The organism is Actinomadura miaoliensis (assembly GCF_039536785.1).
In the GTDB taxonomy this organism is placed as follows: Bacteria; Actinomycetota; Actinomycetes; order Streptosporangiales; family Streptosporangiaceae; genus Spirillospora; species Spirillospora miaoliensis.
On the sequence record NZ_BAAAZG010000061.1, the window covers coordinates 41,709 to 56,854 of the forward strand.

16 protein-coding genes are annotated in these 15,146 nt (G+C 71.6%); 2 read left to right on the forward strand and 14 right to left on the reverse strand.

The genetic code is table 11. The annotated features are described in order from the left end of the window. Window positions 1-120: 120 nt before the first annotated feature. On the reverse strand, window positions 121-1,707 hold the full coding sequence (locus ABD811_RS38115; RefSeq protein WP_425549505.1) for a GMC family oxidoreductase: 1,587 nt from the start codon (window positions 1,705-1,707) through the stop codon (window positions 121-123). Between the two features lie 98 nt (window positions 1,708-1,805). Between ABD811_RS38115 and ABD811_RS38120 the strand changes: the two genes are divergently transcribed. Both ABD811_RS38120 and ABD811_RS38125 read left to right on the forward strand, forming a co-directional pair. Further along, window positions 1,806-2,480: a cob(I)yrinic acid a,c-diamide adenosyltransferase gene (locus tag ABD811_RS38120; protein WP_344957550.1), complete on the forward strand. Its 675-nt coding sequence runs from the start codon at window positions 1,806-1,808 to the stop codon at window positions 2,478-2,480. Between the two features lie 133 nt (window positions 2,481-2,613). After that, window positions 2,614-3,552, forward strand: a complete 939-nt coding sequence (locus ABD811_RS38125) for a DUF4097 family beta strand repeat-containing protein (protein ID WP_344957552.1) — start codon at window positions 2,614-2,616, stop codon at window positions 3,550-3,552. Between the two features lie 37 nt (window positions 3,553-3,589). Here the strand turns inward: ABD811_RS38125 and ABD811_RS38130 are convergent, their stop codons facing one another. The 13 genes from ABD811_RS38130 to ABD811_RS38190 all read right to left on the reverse strand — a co-directional run bounded on the left by ABD811_RS38130 (window position 3,590) and on the right by ABD811_RS38190 (window position 15,144). After that, a complete protein-coding gene (locus ABD811_RS38130; RefSeq protein WP_344957554.1) occupies window positions 3,590-5,131 on the reverse strand; it encodes a M28 family peptidase in 1,542 nt (513 codons plus the stop codon). A gap of 54 nt (window positions 5,132-5,185) precedes the next feature. Next, entirely contained in the window at window positions 5,186-5,617 is a 432-nt protein-coding gene (locus ABD811_RS38135) for a DUF2550 domain-containing protein (protein WP_344957556.1), read from the reverse strand. Between the two features lie 93 nt (window positions 5,618-5,710). Then, window positions 5,711-6,100 (reverse strand): F0F1 ATP synthase subunit epsilon, encoded by a 390-nt coding sequence (locus ABD811_RS38140; protein WP_344957557.1) that lies wholly within the window; start codon window positions 6,098-6,100, stop codon window positions 5,711-5,713. Window positions 6,101-6,142: 42 nt separating this feature from the next. Continuing rightward, window positions 6,143-7,573 (reverse strand): F0F1 ATP synthase subunit beta, encoded by a 1,431-nt coding sequence (atpD, locus tag ABD811_RS38145; protein WP_344957560.1) that lies wholly within the window; start codon window positions 7,571-7,573, stop codon window positions 6,143-6,145. Window positions 7,574-7,575: 2 nt separating this feature from the next. Then, the gene (locus ABD811_RS38150) at window positions 7,576-8,475 is read right to left on the reverse strand and encodes a F0F1 ATP synthase subunit gamma (protein ID WP_344957562.1); all 900 of its coding nucleotides are present in this window, start codon (window positions 8,473-8,475) and stop codon (window positions 7,576-7,578) included. A gap of 7 nt (window positions 8,476-8,482) precedes the next feature. Next, window positions 8,483-10,129, reverse strand: coding sequence for a F0F1 ATP synthase subunit alpha (gene atpA / locus ABD811_RS38155; protein ID WP_344957564.1), 1,647 nt, complete (start codon window positions 10,127-10,129; stop codon window positions 8,483-8,485). Window positions 10,130-10,165: 36 nt separating this feature from the next. Continuing rightward, entirely contained in the window at window positions 10,166-10,984 is an 819-nt protein-coding gene (locus tag ABD811_RS38160) for a F0F1 ATP synthase subunit delta (protein WP_344957566.1), read from the reverse strand. Further along, on the reverse strand, window positions 10,981-11,553 hold the full coding sequence (locus ABD811_RS38165; RefSeq protein WP_344957568.1) for a F0F1 ATP synthase subunit B: 573 nt from the start codon (window positions 11,551-11,553) through the stop codon (window positions 10,981-10,983). Before ABD811_RS38165 ends, ABD811_RS38160 begins: the two co-directional genes overlap by 4 nt. A gap of 38 nt (window positions 11,554-11,591) precedes the next feature. Continuing rightward, entirely contained in the window at window positions 11,592-11,816 is a 225-nt protein-coding gene (gene atpE / locus ABD811_RS38170) for an ATP synthase F0 subunit C (RefSeq protein ID WP_344957570.1), read from the reverse strand. A 116-nt stretch (window positions 11,817-11,932) separates the two neighbouring features. Continuing rightward, complete coding sequence (atpB, locus tag ABD811_RS38175) at window positions 11,933-12,733, reverse strand: F0F1 ATP synthase subunit A (RefSeq protein WP_344957572.1); 801 nt, start codon at window positions 12,731-12,733, stop codon at window positions 11,933-11,935. Window positions 12,734-12,887: 154 nt separating this feature from the next. Beyond that, on the reverse strand, window positions 12,888-13,076 hold the full coding sequence (locus ABD811_RS38180) for an AtpZ/AtpI family protein (protein ID WP_344957575.1): 189 nt from the start codon (window positions 13,074-13,076) through the stop codon (window positions 12,888-12,890). A 120-nt stretch (window positions 13,077-13,196) separates the two neighbouring features. After that, window positions 13,197-13,625: a Cg1360 family ATP-synthase-associated protein gene (locus ABD811_RS38185; RefSeq protein ID WP_344957577.1), complete on the reverse strand. Its 429-nt coding sequence runs from the start codon at window positions 13,623-13,625 to the stop codon at window positions 13,197-13,199. Window positions 13,626-13,983: 358 nt separating this feature from the next. Beyond that, window positions 13,984-15,144 (reverse strand): glycosyltransferase family 4 protein, encoded by a 1,161-nt coding sequence (locus ABD811_RS38190; RefSeq protein ID WP_344957579.1) that lies wholly within the window; start codon window positions 15,142-15,144, stop codon window positions 13,984-13,986. Window positions 15,145-15,146 lie beyond the last annotated feature (2 nt).

The window sequence follows — 15,146 nt, forward strand, 5'->3', positions numbered from 1 at the left end:
CGCCAAGGCCCGCAAGCGGTGAGCCGTAGGCAGGCGCGGCCGTCACTCCCTGACGGCTGCCGCTCCGGCCGACGCCCCCGCCCGGTCCCCCGAGGACCACGGCGGGGGCGTTCTCGCGTCTCAGGGCGTGACGGGGTCCAGGGGGGCGCGGCCCCGGATGAGGTCGGCGGCGCGTTCGGCGATGGCGATGGTGGGGGCGTTGGTGTTGCCGCGCGGCACCGACGGCATGACGGAGGCGTCCACGACGCGCAGGCCCTCCACGCCGCGCACCCGCAGTTCGGTGTCGCAGACGGTGCCGTCGCCGCCCATGGCGCACGTGCTCGTCGGATGGAACAGCGTGGCGACCTGGCGCCGCGCGAACTCGGCCAGCGCCGCGTCGCCGGACGCCTGCTCGCCCGGGGCGAACTCGCCGCCGACCAGCGCGGCCAGCGGCCCGGTCGCGGCGATCTCCCGGGCCTGGCGGATCCCCGCCACCAGCACGTCCAGATCGGCCTTGTCGGCCAGGTAGGCCGGGTCGATGAGCGGCTTGGCGTACGGGCTGGCCGACCGCAGCCGCAGCGCGCCCCGGCTGCCCACCGCGATCGCGGTGACCAGCACCGACATCACCCGCTGCCGGGCCTCCGTCAGCCCCTGGTCGACCAGGGGCGTGGGCAGCACGTGGTACTGCAGGTCGGGGGCGGGCAACCCCTCGACCGTACGGACGAATCCGCCCGCCTCGGCGACGTTGGAGGCGTACGGGCCGCGTCCCAACGCCTGCCATAGCGCGAGGCTGCCGGCCCCTGCCAGCTCCCACAGCGCCTTCTTGCGGGGCGCGGCGAACATGACGTTCACGTACGGGTGGTCCTGGAGCCCCTGCCCGACCGGGGAGTCGGCCACCACGTCGATGCCGTGGTCACGCAGATGGTCCGCCGGGCCCACGCCGGACAGCATCAGCAGCTGCGGGCTGTTGACCGAGCCGCCCGACAGCACCACCTCCGCCTCGGCCCGGACGTCGACGCTCTCCCCGCGCCGTTCGTACCGCACCCCCACGGCGCGTCCGTTCTCGATGAGGATCCGGTGTGCCAGTGCGTCCGTCACCACGGTGAGGTTGGGACGCGCCATGGCGGGACGCAGGTACGCGTCGGCGGTGGACCAACGCCGTCCCCGCTTGTGGGTGACCTGGTAGAAGCCGACGCCGTCCTGCTCGGGCCCGTTGAAGTCGCTGTTGGCGGCCAGCCCGTACGCCTTGGCCGACTGCACCCACGCCGTGGTGAGCGGATGCTTGTACCGCAGGTCCTCCACGCGCAGGGGCCCGCCCACCCCGTGGTAGGGGGACTGCCCGCGCTGCTGGTCCTCGGCCCGCAGGAAGTACGGCAGCAGGTCGGCGTACCCCCAGCCCGCGCAGCCGTAGGAGTCGCGCCAGGTGTCGTAGTCGTACCGGTGGCCGCGAATGTAGATCATCGCGTTGGTGGACGAGCTGCCGCCCAGGGTGCGTCCACGCGGCCAGTACACGCTGCGTCCGGCGGCGTGCTCCTGGGGGACGGTCCCGTAGTCCCAGTCGTAGGGCCCCCGGGCCATGGTCGCCACCGCCGCCGGGATGTGGATCTCCGGGGCGTCGTCGGGCGGCCCCGCCTCCAGCAGCAGCACCCGGGTGCCGGGGTCCTCGGTGAGCCGGGCGGCGAGCACGCATCCCGCGCTGCCCGCGCCCACGATGATGTAGTCGTACACCACTGGCGCCTCCGGTACTGCGGGGGTCTCGGCGGGGGCGTCCCCCTGAGACACCTCGCACCCTACCGAGCGTTCATCGACGGCTTAGTGTGAGGGTCATGGCGAAGAACAGGGAGACCCCCGTCGTGCTGTCCCGGATCTACACCCGGACGGGGGACGACGGCACCACCGGGCTCGGCGACGGGTCGCGCACCGGCAAGACCGACCCGCGGCTGGCGGCCTACGCCGACGTGGAGGAGGCCAACGCGGCCATCGGCGTGGCGCTGGCGATGGGCGACCTCCCCGAGCCGATCAAGGCGCTGCTGACCCGGGTGCAGAACGACCTGTTCGACGTCGGCGCCGACCTGTGCGCCCCTGTGACGCCGAATCCGCCGTACCCGCCGCTGCGGGTGGACTCCACCTACATCGACCGCCTGGAGGCCGCCTGCGACGAGCACAACGCCGAACTGCCGCCACTGCGCAGCTTCATCCTCCCGGGAGGGACGCCCGGCGGGGCGCTGCTGCACGTCGCCCGCACGGTGACGCGGCGCGCCGAGCGTTCGGCGTGGGCGGCGATCGAGGTGCACGGCGCCGCCCCCGTCGACACCGACACCGCCGCCCCCGCCGACACCGCCTCCGACGCGGACACCGCCGGCGCCGACGCGGTGGAAGGCGGCGTCAACCCGTTGACGGCGCGCTACCTCAACCGCCTGTCGGACCTGCTGTTCATCCTCTGCCGCGTCGCCAACGCCGAGCACGGCGACGTCCTGTGGAAGCCCGGCGGCGAACGCTAGCCTCCCGCCGAGCACGCCGGGGGTGGGGTTAGCCCCACCATGGGAACGCCGGGCCGCCTCCTGGTACCGGCCCCCTCCCCCGGGCGAAGCTGGGCCGACGGGGATTCGACCACCGACGGGCGGGAGACGACGAGTGAACACCCTCACGACCGTGGCGCTGGCGACAGGGGCCGCCGCGGCCGCCGCGCTCGCACTGACCGGGTGCTCGGTGGACTTCGGCACCCACCGGGAGACCCGGGCCTACGACGTCCGCGACGCCGTCACCACCGTCAAGCTGTCCTCCAGCAACGGCCGCGTCGAGATCGTCGGCTCCGACTCCCCCGGCGTCCACGTGCAGGAACGGCTGCGCTGGTCGAACTCGCGGAACAAGCCCGCCCCCCGGCACTCGGTCGCGGGCGGCACGCTGACGCTCGGCGCCTCCTGCGGCCACACGGTGCTCGGCCCCAGCTCCTGCCAGATCACCTACCGGCTGCGGGTGCCGCGCGGCCTCGCCGTGCAGGTGACCACCGACAACGGGGCCATCGAGACGACCGGCCTCGGCGGACGCCTGACCCTGCGCACCGACACCGGCTCGATCACCGCCCGCGACCTGCGCGCCCCCGCCCTGTCGGCGCGCACCGAGGACGGCTCCATCCGGATCAGCGGCCGGGCCGACACGGCCGACCTCACCACCGACACCGGCGGGATCAGCGCCACCGCACTGCGCTCCGGACGCCTCACCGCGCGCACGGCCGACGGCTCCATCCGGCTCACCGGTCACGCCGACACCGCCGACCTCACCACCGACACCGGCAGGATCGACGCCGCCGAGCTGCGATCGCGGCGGCTGGACGCGCGCACCGCCGACGGCGGCATGCGGATCACCCTGACCGCACCGCCCGACAGCGTGCGGGCCCGCACCGACACCGGCCCGATCAGGCTCATCCTGCCCGCCGAGCAGTCCTACGCGATCACGATGGACAGCGACAACGGCGCGCGCCGGATCGAACCCGGCGTGCACAACGACAACCGCTCGTCCCGCCGGGTGAACCTGAGGACCAACGACGGCTCCATCACCGTCGCCGCCGCGTAAGGCACCGGACGCACAGCTCGTCAGCGCGGGACGGGCGTCAGCGCGTCCACCGCACGTCGCCGTCCGGCCCCCACGTCACGGACGCGGCGGTACGCCCGGAGACCAGCCGCCGGCCGGGCCCCTTCGCCGGCAGCGGCCCGGCCGCCAGCCGCCGTGTGACGTACGCGGCGCCGTCGACGTTGGTGTCCAGCAGCCGGAGGTCGACGTTCTCGCCGGTGTCGCAGGCGGCGTGGTAGCAGGGGTCGTACGGCTTGCCCGCGGTGCCGCCGAACGTCGCGGCCTCCGCGGCCGTCTTGACCTCACCGGCGCCGGTGGCCATGCCGCCCGCCGGGATGCCGCGCACGACGAACGACCCGTAGTCGGAACGCCCGTCGAACGCCTGCTCGGCCGTCGGCAGCCGCCGCGCCGCGAAGTACCCGCGGAACAGCTTCTCGATCTCCGCCGACCCCGGCGGCGGCGCGAACTCCCTGACCGGCGTGCCGCCGGAGGCGTCCCCGTCGTACACCCCGCGCACGCCGTTGGTCGAGCCGAGCATGTCGAAGTTCAGGGCGGCGGCGATCCGGTCGCGTTCGGCGGCGGCCAGCGTCCGGACGTAGTGGTCGGAACCGCGCAGCCCGTCCTCCTCGGCGCCCCACCACGCGAACCGCACCCGGTTCCGCAACGCCTTGCCGGACAGCGCGCCGAAGCGTTCGGCCACCGCGAGCACCGCGGCCGCCCCCGTGGCGTTGTCGTTGATCCCCGGCCCCGTGCGGACGCTGTCCAGATGCGCCCCGACCACCACGACCCGGCGGGCGTCACCCCCCGGCGTGTCGGCGACGATGTTGGCCGACCGCCGCTCGGTGTTGACGGCGTGGGCGGCGATCCGCAGCCGCAGCCGCCCGCCCGCCGCCGCCTTGACCAGCCGCGCCCCGACCGCGTGGGACGCCCCCAGCACCGGCAGCGTGAACGGCCGTCCCAGCGACCCCGCCAGAGCCTCCTTGCTCCCGGGTACGTCGAAGATGACCACGGCCGACGCACCCGCCGCCTGCGCGTTGGCCGCCTTCTCCGTGAACCGGCACGTGCCGCGCTGCAGCAACGCGATCGCGCCCCTGGGGAAGCGCTGGAAGTCGCCCCGTTCGCACCCGCTCGTGGCGGTCGTGCCCTCGGGCGGCACGTCGACGGCGACGGCCCGCGCCGTGACGTCCCCCGCCCCCGAGTACAGCATCGTCTGGAAGTCGGCGTTCGCCGTGAACGCCGCCCGCTGCGGCTCGACCTGCGCGAACTCGGCCGGTTTCGTCTCCTCGAACCGGACGTAGGCGAAGCGCTGCACCCGGGGCGCGTACCCGGCCCGCCGCAGCCTGCCGGCCACGTACGCCACCGAACGCTCCTCCCCGGGGGTCTGCGCCGCCCGGTTGCCGCCGCTGCGCTCGGCGATCCGCTGGAACTCGGCCAGGTGACGGCGCACGTCCCCGATCGCCACCGGATCCGCCGGACCGGCCGGATCCGCGGGGACGGCCGCGGCCGTCCCCGTGAGTCCCGTCGCGGCCACTGCCAGCGCCACCGTCCCCCCGACGGCCCCCGACGCGGCGAGCTTGCGCATGTGTCCCCCCGAACACGTGTCACTCGATGCGGCCCGAACGCCCGCCCCCGCGGGTCACTCGGACTGGTGGATGTCCACCGGAAAACCCGGCGGCGCGGCCTCGAGCCAGGCCAGGAACCCCGTCAGCGCCGAAGCGCTCATCGCCAGCTCCACGGTGAGGTCCCCGTCGCGCACCTCGATGATGCTGGCGTCCGGCAGCAGCCCGTCGGCCTCCCCCGCCTCGGGCTCGCGCCGGTTGGACACGACAAGGCCCCGGCGGTGAATCACCTGCCGGGGCCTGGTCCTGAATCCGAAGACGCGGTGCCAGTGCAGCACGTCCCCGCGGTAACGGCCGATGCCCAGCCGCCACGGGCCGGGAGCGCCCTCCCCGGGAATCACCCGCAGGCTGCACTCCACCGTGCCGCCGCCGCGCACGAACAGCCAGCGGCGCACGGACACCACGACGAACACCAGCGCGACCAGCAGCACGACCGCGGCGAGCGCCACGCCCGCATCCACTGCCAGCTGCCCGCCCAACTACCCCCGCCGTTTCCGTGTCCGTCCCGGTCGTCCGTGCGCCGCCCGGCTCTCGTCCCGTCGCTAGGCGTCCTGCCCCGCGGCGCGCAGCCGCGCCCGGGCCCGCCGCTCGGCCGTGGCGTCGGAGCCGCCCTCGGCGGCCAGCGCCTCCTCCAGCGCCTGCCGGGCGGCCGCCACGTTCACCTCGGCGCCCAGCTCGGCCTGCTCGGCGAGGATCGAGACCTCGTCGTTCGCGATGGAGAAGAAGCCGCTGCCCACCATGGCGGTGATCCACTCGCCGTCGTCGGCGGGCTGGACCTTCACCACGCTGCCGTCGAGCAGCACGCCGAGCACCGGGGCGTGCCCGGGCAGGATGCCGAGCTGGCCCTCGATGGTCTGCGCGACCACCATCTTGGCCTCGCCGGCCCACACCTCGCGCTCCGGCGAGACGAGCCCGACCTTCAATGTCGCCACGTGTTCATCCTCCGCGTCGAGCGGCCCCGCGCCGGGGACCGGCTACTTGGCCAGCTCCTTGGCGTTGCGCTCGGCGTCCTCGATCCCGCCGCACATGAAGAACGCCTGCTCGGGCAGGTGGTCGTACTTGCCCTCGGCGATCCCCTTGAACGACTCGATCGTCTCCGACAGCGGCACCGTCACACCCGGCTGGCCGGTGAACTGCTCGGCCACGTACATCGGGTGCGACAGGAAACGCTCGATGCGCCGCGCCCGGTTGACGGTGACCTTGTCCTCCTCCGACAGCTCGTCGATGCCGAGGATGGCGATGATGTCCTGCAGCTCCTTGTACTTCTGCAGGATCCGCTTGACCTCCTGGGCCACCTCGTAGTGCTGCTGCCCCAGGATCTGCGGGTCCATGATCCGCGAGTTGGAGTCCAGCGGGTCCACCGCGGGGTAGATCCCCTTCTCGGTGATGGCCCGCGACAGCACCGTCTGGGCGTCCAGGTGGGCGAACGTGGTGTGCGGCGCCGGGTCGGTGATGTCGTCCGCGGGCACGTAGATCGCCTGCATCGAGGTGATCGAGTGACCCCGGGTCGAGGTGATCCGCTCCTGCAGCACGCCCATCTCGTCGGCCAGCGTCGGCTGGTAGCCCACCGCCGACGGCATGCGGCCGAGCAGGGTCGACACCTCCGAGCCGGCCTGGGTGAACCGGAAGATGTTGTCGATGAACAGCAGCACGTCCTGCTTCTGGACGTCACGGAAGTACTCGGCCATGGTCAGGCCGGACAGGGCGACCCGGAGCCGGGTGCCCGGCGGCTCGTCCATCTGGCCGAACACCAGCGCGGTGTCCTTCAGGACGCCCGCCTCGTCCATCTCGACCCACAGGTCGTTGCCCTCGCGGGTGCGCTCGCCCACGCCCGCGAACACCGAGGTGCCGCCGAAGTTCCGCGCGACACGGGTGATCATCTCCTGGATCAGCACGGTCTTGCCCACGCCCGCGCCGCCGAACAGACCGATCTTCCCGCCGCGCACGTACGGGGTGAGCAGGTCGATGACCTTGATGCCGGTCTCCAGCATCTCGGTCTTGGACTCCAGCTGGTCGAACGCCGGAGGCTTGCGGTGGATCCCCCACCGCTCGGTGACCTGCAGCGACGCGGTCGGCACGTCCAGGGACTCGCCGAGCGCGTTCCACACGTGGCCCTTGGTGACGTCGCCCACCGGCACGCTGATCGAGTCGCCGGTGTCGGTCACCGCCACCCCGCGCACCAGGCCGTCGGTCGGCTGCATGGAGATCGCGCGGACCATGTTGTCGCCCAGGTGCTGAGCGACCTCGAGGGTCAGCGTCTTGGTCTCGTCGCCCATCGTGACGTCCACGTGCAGGGCGTTGTAGATCTCCGGGAGGGCGTCGGCGGGAAACTCCACGTCGACGACCGGACCGATGACGCGGGCGACGCGCCCGGTCGCGGTCGCCGTCTCTACCTGTGCAGTCATTCTCACTCCCCGCCAGAATCGGCCAGCGCGTCAGCGCCACCGACGATCTCGCTGATTTCCTGGGTGATCGCGGCCTGCCGCGCCTGGTTCATCTGGCGCGTGTAGACCCCGAGCAGTTCGTTGGCGTTGTCGGTGGCCGACTTCATCGCCCGGCGCACCGCCGCCCAGTAGGACGCCGCCGACTGGAGCTGCATGTGGTAGATGCGGCTCTCGATGTAGTTCGGCAGCAGCAGGTCCAGCGCGGCCTCGGCGGACGGCTCGAAGTCGTAGGCCGGCGGCACCGCGGTGCTCTCCCTGCTCTCGGTGACCTCCACCGGGAGCAGGCGGCGCACCTGGACCCGCTGGGTGAGCATCGAGAGGAACTCGGTGTAGACCACGTGGATCTCCCCGACCCCGCCCTCGGCGTCGGTCTTGAGGAAGTCCTCGGTCAGCCGCCGTCCGATCCGCTCGGCGTTGGCGAACTCGGGGCGGTCGCTGACGCCCTGCCACTCGGCCGCCATCTCCCGGTCGCGGAAGCGGTACCAGGTGATCCCCTTGCTGCCGACCACGTAGGGCACGGGCTCACGGCCCTGCTCGCGCAGGGCCGTGATCAGCTCCTCCGCCCCACGCAGCGCGTTGGCGTTGTAACCGCCGGCGAACCCGCGGTCGCTGGTGATCACCAGCACCGCCGAACGCTTGTCCTCCGGCTGCTCGACCAGCAGCGGGTGGCTGATCCCCACGTTGTGGCTGATCAGCGCGGACAGCGCCCGGGTGATCTGGTCGGCGTACGGCTTGGACGCCTCCACCGCCTGCTGGGCCTTGACGATCCGCGAGGTCGCGATCATCTCCTGGGCACGCGTGATCTTGCCGATCGACTTGACCGACCTGATCTGCTGCCGCAGTTGGCGAAGCTGTACAGCCATCGGTGCGTCAGTCCTTCTTGGCGGTGCTGACGCGCTCGATGGTCTCCTGCTCCACGCTCTCCTCGTCGATCGCCTCCACCGGCTCCTCCTCGCCCAGCAGCGCGCCCGCACTGGTCTGGAAGCCCTTCTTGAACTCGGTGATGGCGTCCTTGAGGGCGGTCAGCGCGTCGTCGGACAGCTCCCCGGTCTCACGGATACCGGTCAGCAGCCCGCCGTGCTCGCGCGCGACGTACTCCAGGAACTCGGCCTCGAAGCGGCGGACGTCCTCCACCGGCACGTCGTCCAGCTCGCCGGAGGTACCCGCCCACACCGACACGACCTGCTTCTCCACCGGCAGCGGGGCGCCCTGCGGCTGCTTGAGCAGCTCCATCAGGCGGGCGCCGCGGGCCAGCTGGGCGCGGGAGGCCGCGTCCAGGTCGGAGGCGAACGCGGCGAACGCCTCCAGGTCGCGGTACTGCGACAGCGCCAGCCGCAGCGTACCGGCGACCTTGCGCATCGCCTTGATCTGCGCCGAGCCGCCGACTCGCGACACCGAGATACCGGGGTTCATGGCCGGGCGGACGCCCTGGTTGAACAGGTCGGTCTCCAGGAAGCACTGCCCGTCGGTGATGGAGATGACGTTCGTCGGGATGTAGGCCGACACGTCGTTGCCCTTGGTCTCGATGACCGGGAACCCGGTCATCGAGCCGCCGCCGAGGTCGTCCGACAGCTTGGCGCACCGCTCCAGCAGCCGCGAGTGCAGGTAGAACACGTCGCCCGGGTAGGCCTCACGGCCCGGCGGACGGCGCAGCAGCAGGGAGATGGCGCGGTACGCCTCGGCCTGCTTGGACAGGTCGTCGAAGATGATCAGGACGTGCTTGCCCTGGTACATCCAGTGCTGCCCGATCGCCGACCCGGTGTAGGGGGCGATGTACTTGTAGCCGGACGGCTCGGACGCCGGGGCGGCCACGATCGTGGTGTACTCCATGGCGCCGGCCTCTTCGAGGGTGCGGCGCACGTTGGCGATCGTGGAGCCCTTCTGGCCGACGGCGACGTAGATGCAGCGCACCTGCTTCTTCTCGTCGCCGGACGCCCAGTTGGCCTTCTGGTTCAGGATGGTGTCGATGCCGATCGTGGTCTTGCCGGTCTGCCGGTCACCAATGATCAGCTGCCGCTGGCCCCGGCCGATCGGCGTCATCGCGTCGATCGTCTTGATGCCGGTCTGCAGCGGCTCCTTCACCGACTGCCGCTGCACCACCGAGGGGGCCTGCAGCTCCAGGGCGCGACGCTCGGACGTCTCGATCGGGCCCTTGCCGTCGATCGGGTTGCCCAGCGCGTCCACCACGCGGCCCAGGAACGCGTCGCCCACCGGCACCGACAGCACCTCGCCGGTGCGCCGGACCTTCTGGCCTTCCTCGATCTTGGAGAAGTCGCCCAGGACGACCGCTCCGATCTCGCGCACGTCCAGGTTCAGCGCCAGCCCGCGCGTCCCGTCCTCGAACTCCAGGAGCTCGTTCGCCATGGTCGAAGGCAGCCCCTCGACGTGGGCGATACCGTCGCCGGAATCGACCACGGTGCCGACCTCTTCGCGCGCGGCTGCCTCGGGCTCGTACGACTGGACGAAGCGCTCCAGCGCGTCCCGGATCTCGTCCGGACGGATCGTCAGCTCCGCCATGATTCCTCTCTTGCTCCCTTTGGTGGGGTGGTCAGCTCAGCTCGCGAGCCGCCGGCGCACGTCGTCCAGACGCCCGGCGATCGTGCCGTCGATGATCTCGTCCCCGATCTGGATCGACAGGCCGCCGATCGTGTCCGGGTCGATCACGATGTTCAGATGTACCTCGTGCCCGTACGCCGCGGCCAGAACCGCGGCGAGCCGGGTCCGCTGGTCCTCCGACAGCTCCACCGGAGTGCGCACCAGCGCCACCAGGCGTTGCCGCCGCTGGGCGACGAGCCGGCCGTACTCGGCCAGCCCGCCTTCCAGGCTACGGCCTCGCGGGCGCAGCACCAGCTCGGTGACCAGCGCCAGCGTGGCCGCCGTCACCTTGCCTTCCAGCAGCGAGGCGACCAGCCCCTGCTTGCGGTCGTCGGGCAGCGCGGGACCGGAGAGCGCGGCGCGCAGCTCTGGCTCGCCCTCGAGGACCCGGGAGAACCGGAACAGCTCGTCCTCCAGGTCGTCCAGGCTCCCCTCGGCCTCGGCGCGCGCGGCCTCGGCGGTGACCGCCAGGACCTCGATGGCGTCCGACAGCTCCGAGGGGGTGGACCAGCGCAGCCGCACGGTGTCGGCCACCAGGTCCAGCGCGGCCGGCGAGACCTTGCCCTCCAGCAGCACGTGCATGAGCTGGGCCTTGTCGGCCCCGTCGCGCGCCGGGTCGGAGAGCGCCCGGCGCAGCCCGTGCTCGCGGTCGATCAGCTGCAGCACGGCGAACAGGTCGCCGCCCAGCGCCGTGAGGTCCGCGGAGGGGATGGTCGCCTCCAGCCGCTCGCGCACCTCGGCCAGCGAGGCCCTGCTCACCGCTCCCGTGATGGTCATGACGAGATCCGCTCCTGGGTGCGGGCGCGCTCCTCCAGCTCCTCGAGGAACCGGTCGACCACGCGGCTCTGCCGGGCGCTGTCCTCAAGGGACTCGCCCACCACACGGCCGGCCAGCTCGACCGACAGCGCCCCGATCTCGGCCCGCAGCTGCTGAAGCGCCTGCTGCCGGTCGGCCTCGATCTGGGCGTGCGCCGCCTCGACGATCCGGCGCGCCTCGGCCTGGGCCTCCTCGCGCATCTCGGCGATGATCTGCGCGCCCTGCTCCTTGGCCTCCTCGCGGAGCCGCGACGCGTCGTGCCGCGCCTCGGCGAGCTGGCGCTTGTAGGCCTCCAGCGTCTCCTTGGCCTCCTGCTGCACCTCCTCGGCGCGCTTGAGGCCGCCCTCGATCGCGTCGGTGCGCTCCTCGAGGGTCTTCTGGATCTGCGGGACCAGCTTCCAGCCGACGAGGATCAGCACGATCGCGAAGGAGATCGAGCCGAACACCAGCTCGGAGGCGTGCGGCAGCAGCGGGTTGCCGTGCCCGCCCTCCTCGGCCGCCACGGCGGCGGCCGCCAGCAGGTTGCTCATGAGGGTTCCGCCTTCCTGTCAGTACGGGTCAGGAGGCTTCAGCGGTGCACGAACGGCACGACGAAACCGATGAGGGCCAGCGCCTCGGTGAGGGCGAAGCCCAGCAGCATGTTCTGGCGGATGGTGTTGTACAGCTCCGGCTGGCGGGCGATGGCCTGCACACCCTGGCCGAAGATGATGCCCACGCCGATACCCGGGCCGATGGCGGCCAGACCGTACGCGACGGAGCCAACGTTGCCGGACACTTCGGCGAGAACGCCCATTCTTTTTCCCTTTTCAGTCGGCCGGTGGGGCTCCCCACCGGAGCTCTTGCCGGTTGCGGTTGCGAAGTCTGTGCGGTGTTGTCGGGGGTCGTCGGTGCCCGCCGCGGCGGGCCGCGTCAGTGGTCGGGGTGCAGCGCGCCACCGATGTAGGAGGCGGCCAGCAGCGTGAAGATGAACGCCTGCAGCGCCTGCACGAAGATCTCGAAGCCGGTCATGACGAGGCTCATCACGAACCCGAGCACGCCGAGGCCGGCGCCGAGCGGGGTGAGCTTCTCGATCAGGAACCAGTAGGCGACCGAGGCGAAGAACGCGATCAGCAGGTGGCCGGCGAACATGTTGGCGAAGAGCCGGACCGCGTGCGTGAAGGGCCGCAGGATCACGGTCGACAGCAGCTCGATCGGCGACAGGATGATGTACAGCCACTTGGGCAGGCCGGGCGGGAACATCATGTTCTTGAACCAGCCGCCGAGGCCCTGGTGCCGGATGCTCAGGAAGACCATCAGCACGTACACCACCGCGGCCGGCACGATCGCGAAGGCGATGTGCGACGGGGCGGGCAGCTGCATCACCGGGATGACGCCCATCAGGTTCATCACCAGGATGAAGAAGAACGTCGACAGCAGGAACGGCATCCACTTGTCGCCGTCCTTGCCGATCATCGGCCGGGCGACCTGGTCGCGCACGAACAGGTAGCCGACCTCGCCGATGTTCTGCACGCCGCGGGGCACGAGCTTGGGCTTGTTGAACGCCGCCCAGAAGAAAGCGCAGACGATGACCACGGACAGGGCCACGATCAGCGTCGGCTTGGTCAGCCACGACGGGGCACCGTGCCAGAGGGGACCCCAGTCGAAGATCTCGGTGCCCGGGGCCTGGAATTCGTTTCCGCCCTCGGCGGCGAGGAGTTGTCGCGCGATCACGCGGCAGTCCCTTCGTCAGTGACTCGCAGGTCGGTCAGTACTACACGTGCGTGCCCGAGGACGGTGCCATGCCCGTGGTGGACGTGGCCGCGGTCGGCCGGTCCACGGTCGGCAGGTCCACAGTCGGCGGCGGTCGACTCCGCCGTGGGCGCCGTCAGCGACCGTAGCGGTGGTAGACCAGGTAGAGCGCTAGAGCAAGGCCCACCAGGACGCCGATGGGGAGCAGCGCCGAGGTGCCCAGCCAGCGATCCAGCAGCCAGCCCAGTCCGCCGTAGACCGCCATCCCGCTCAGCAGGTAGCTGGGGATGGACCAGGCGGCGTTGGTGAAGGCTCGGTGGTCCATTTCGGACTCCGGATCGGGCCGTCGCCCCTCCTTGCTCATCGCAGCACGGACCATAGCAGGCGACCCCCCGGATGGTCATATTGGAGTAGTCCCGTACCGCCAAGATCGCCCGCATGCGCATCATGGGCTCCGGTCACGGGCGACGCCGGGGGCCCCGGCGGGGTCCAGGGACAGCGTCTTGTTCTTCATGGTGGCGCGCGCCTCGGCGACGACCCACACGAGGGTCAGCACGATCACCGACCAGGCGAACGCCTTGGTGTTCCACAGCGTGACGCCGTCCAGCACGGCCACCAGGGCCAGCATCGCCAGCACCTTGCCCAGGTAGCTGAAGATGGCGGCGGCGAACATCATCTGCGGCGAGATGCGGGCGGCGTACCCGACCGCGATCACGCTGATGGTGAAGAAGGCGAGCACGACGACGGTGCCGAGCGCGGCGCCCAGCGCCCCCTTGGTCCCGGCCAGCGGCACGGCCGCCGCGATGACGGCGAGGCCGGCGAGGCCGGACGGGATCGCGGCGCCGCGGAGGATCCGGGCGTCGGAAGACTGCATGAGGGCTCCGGCTGGTCACGTAATGTGTTCGTCCCTTGTTCGTGAAAGGTATCACAAGCGTCCGGAACGTCCACAATTACCCTTAACGTAACGACACGACGTCGCGTGCGATCACACACTGAGGTCGCGACGCACCACGGACTGTAGCCCACGTCTCGCACTGGAACGTCCAGAAACGACCGCGCGCCCCCCGATGTTCAACACGCCGACGGGGTCCGACCTGCTCGATGCGCGCCGCGCGGCCGCTCCGGGCCAGTCGATGGGACCGCTCCAGGTCAGACGGGACGCGGGGGCGGCGGGGACGCCAGGTCAGGCGGGACGCGGGTCAGGCGGGACGCGGGTCAGACGGGACGCGGCGTCAGGCGGGCTGACGGGGGCGGGCCGGGGCGGCGTCGCCGGGCGCGTGCCGCGCCTGCTTGCGCTGCACCATCCGCGGCACCCCGATCATCACCACCACGCCGGCGACCGCAACGACTCCGGTCACCGACACCACCAGCGGCACGGAGTTGGTGAACGACAGCGTCACCAGGCTGGAGGCCAGCAGCCCCACCCAGAAGTACATGATCAGCACGGCCCGGCGGTGCGAGTGGCCCAGCTCCAGCAGCCGGTGGTGCAGGTGCTGCTTGTCCGGGGCGAAGGGCGACTTGCCCTGGTTGGTACGCCGCCACACCGCCAGCAGCATGTCGATGAACGGCACCGCCGCCACCGCCGGGATCAGCAGGATCGGCACGTAGAAGGGGAACAGCCGGTAGGTGCCGATGACCGCCGGGTCGAAGTTGCCGGTCAGCATGATCGTGGACGCGCTGAGCAGCAGCCCGATCAGCATCGACCCGGTGTCGCCCATGAAGATCCGGGCCGGGTTGAAGTTGTGCGGAAGGAAGCCCGCGCACATGCCCACCAGCACCGCCGCGGTCAGCGTGGCGGCGCTCAGCGTGATCAGCTTGAAGTCGATCGCCACCAGGTAGGCGTAGGAGAACAGCGCCAGCGCGGCGATCCCCACCACCCCGGCGGCCAGTCCGTCCAGGCCGTCGATGAAGTTCACCGCGTTGATCGTCGCGACGACCAGGAACACCGTCAGCGGCACCCCGTAGGCCGGGGGCAGCGACAGCGACGTGCCGTTGGGCAGCGGGATCACGTACAGCTGGATGCCCTGCATGATGAAGATCCCGGCGGCCGCGACCTGCCCGGCGAACTTGGTCAGCGCGTCCACGCCCCACCGGTCGTCGAAGATCCCGACCAGCACGATCAGCCCGCCCGACAGCAGCAGCGCCCGGTGCACGCTGACGTCGCCGTCCTCCAGCACCCGGCGCATCGCGGGCAGCCCCCCGGCCGCCACCAGCGCGGCGACCATCCCGCCGAACATCGCCAGCCCGCCCAGCCGGGGCGTCGGGATGACGTGCACGTCCCGGTCCCGGGGGGCCGCCTGCGCCCCGAACCACACCGCGAACCGGCGGACGACGGGGGTGAGCAGGTAGGTCGCGAGTGCGGCGATCAGGATCGTCAGCAGGTATTCCCGCACGC

What these genes read in the sequence shown, in the direction of transcription:
- ABD811_RS38130 (WP_344957554.1), bottom strand. Translation starts at nt 5,131, where the DNA reads ATGCGCAAGCTCGCCGCGTCGGGGGCCGTCGGGGGGACGGTGGCGCTG.
- ABD811_RS38165 (WP_344957568.1), bottom strand. Translation starts at nt 11,553, where the DNA reads ATGAGCAACCTGCTGGCGGCCGCCGCCGTGGCGGCCGAGGAGGGCGGG.
- atpA (WP_344957564.1), bottom strand. Translation starts at nt 10,129, where the DNA reads ATGGCGGAGCTGACGATCCGTCCGGACGAGATCCGGGACGCGCTGGAG.
- atpE (WP_344957570.1), bottom strand. Translation starts at nt 11,816, where the DNA reads ATGGGCGTTCTCGCCGAAGTGTCCGGCAACGTTGGCTCCGTCGCGTAC.
- ABD811_RS38120 (WP_344957550.1), top strand. Translation starts at nt 1,806, where the DNA reads ATGGCGAAGAACAGGGAGACCCCCGTCGTGCTGTCCCGGATCTACACC.
- ABD811_RS38150 (WP_344957562.1), bottom strand. Translation starts at nt 8,475, where the DNA reads ATGGCTGTACAGCTTCGCCAACTGCGGCAGCAGATCAGGTCGGTCAAG.
- ABD811_RS38160 (WP_344957566.1), bottom strand. Translation starts at nt 10,984, where the DNA reads ATGACCATCACGGGAGCGGTGAGCAGGGCCTCGCTGGCCGAGGTGCGC.
- atpD (WP_344957560.1), bottom strand. Translation starts at nt 7,573, where the DNA reads ATGACTGCACAGGTAGAGACGGCGACCGCGACCGGGCGCGTCGCCCGC.
- ABD811_RS38180 (WP_344957575.1), bottom strand. Translation starts at nt 13,076, where the DNA reads ATGGACCACCGAGCCTTCACCAACGCCGCCTGGTCCATCCCCAGCTAC.
- ABD811_RS38185 (WP_344957577.1), bottom strand. Translation starts at nt 13,625, where the DNA reads ATGCAGTCTTCCGACGCCCGGATCCTCCGCGGCGCCGCGATCCCGTCC.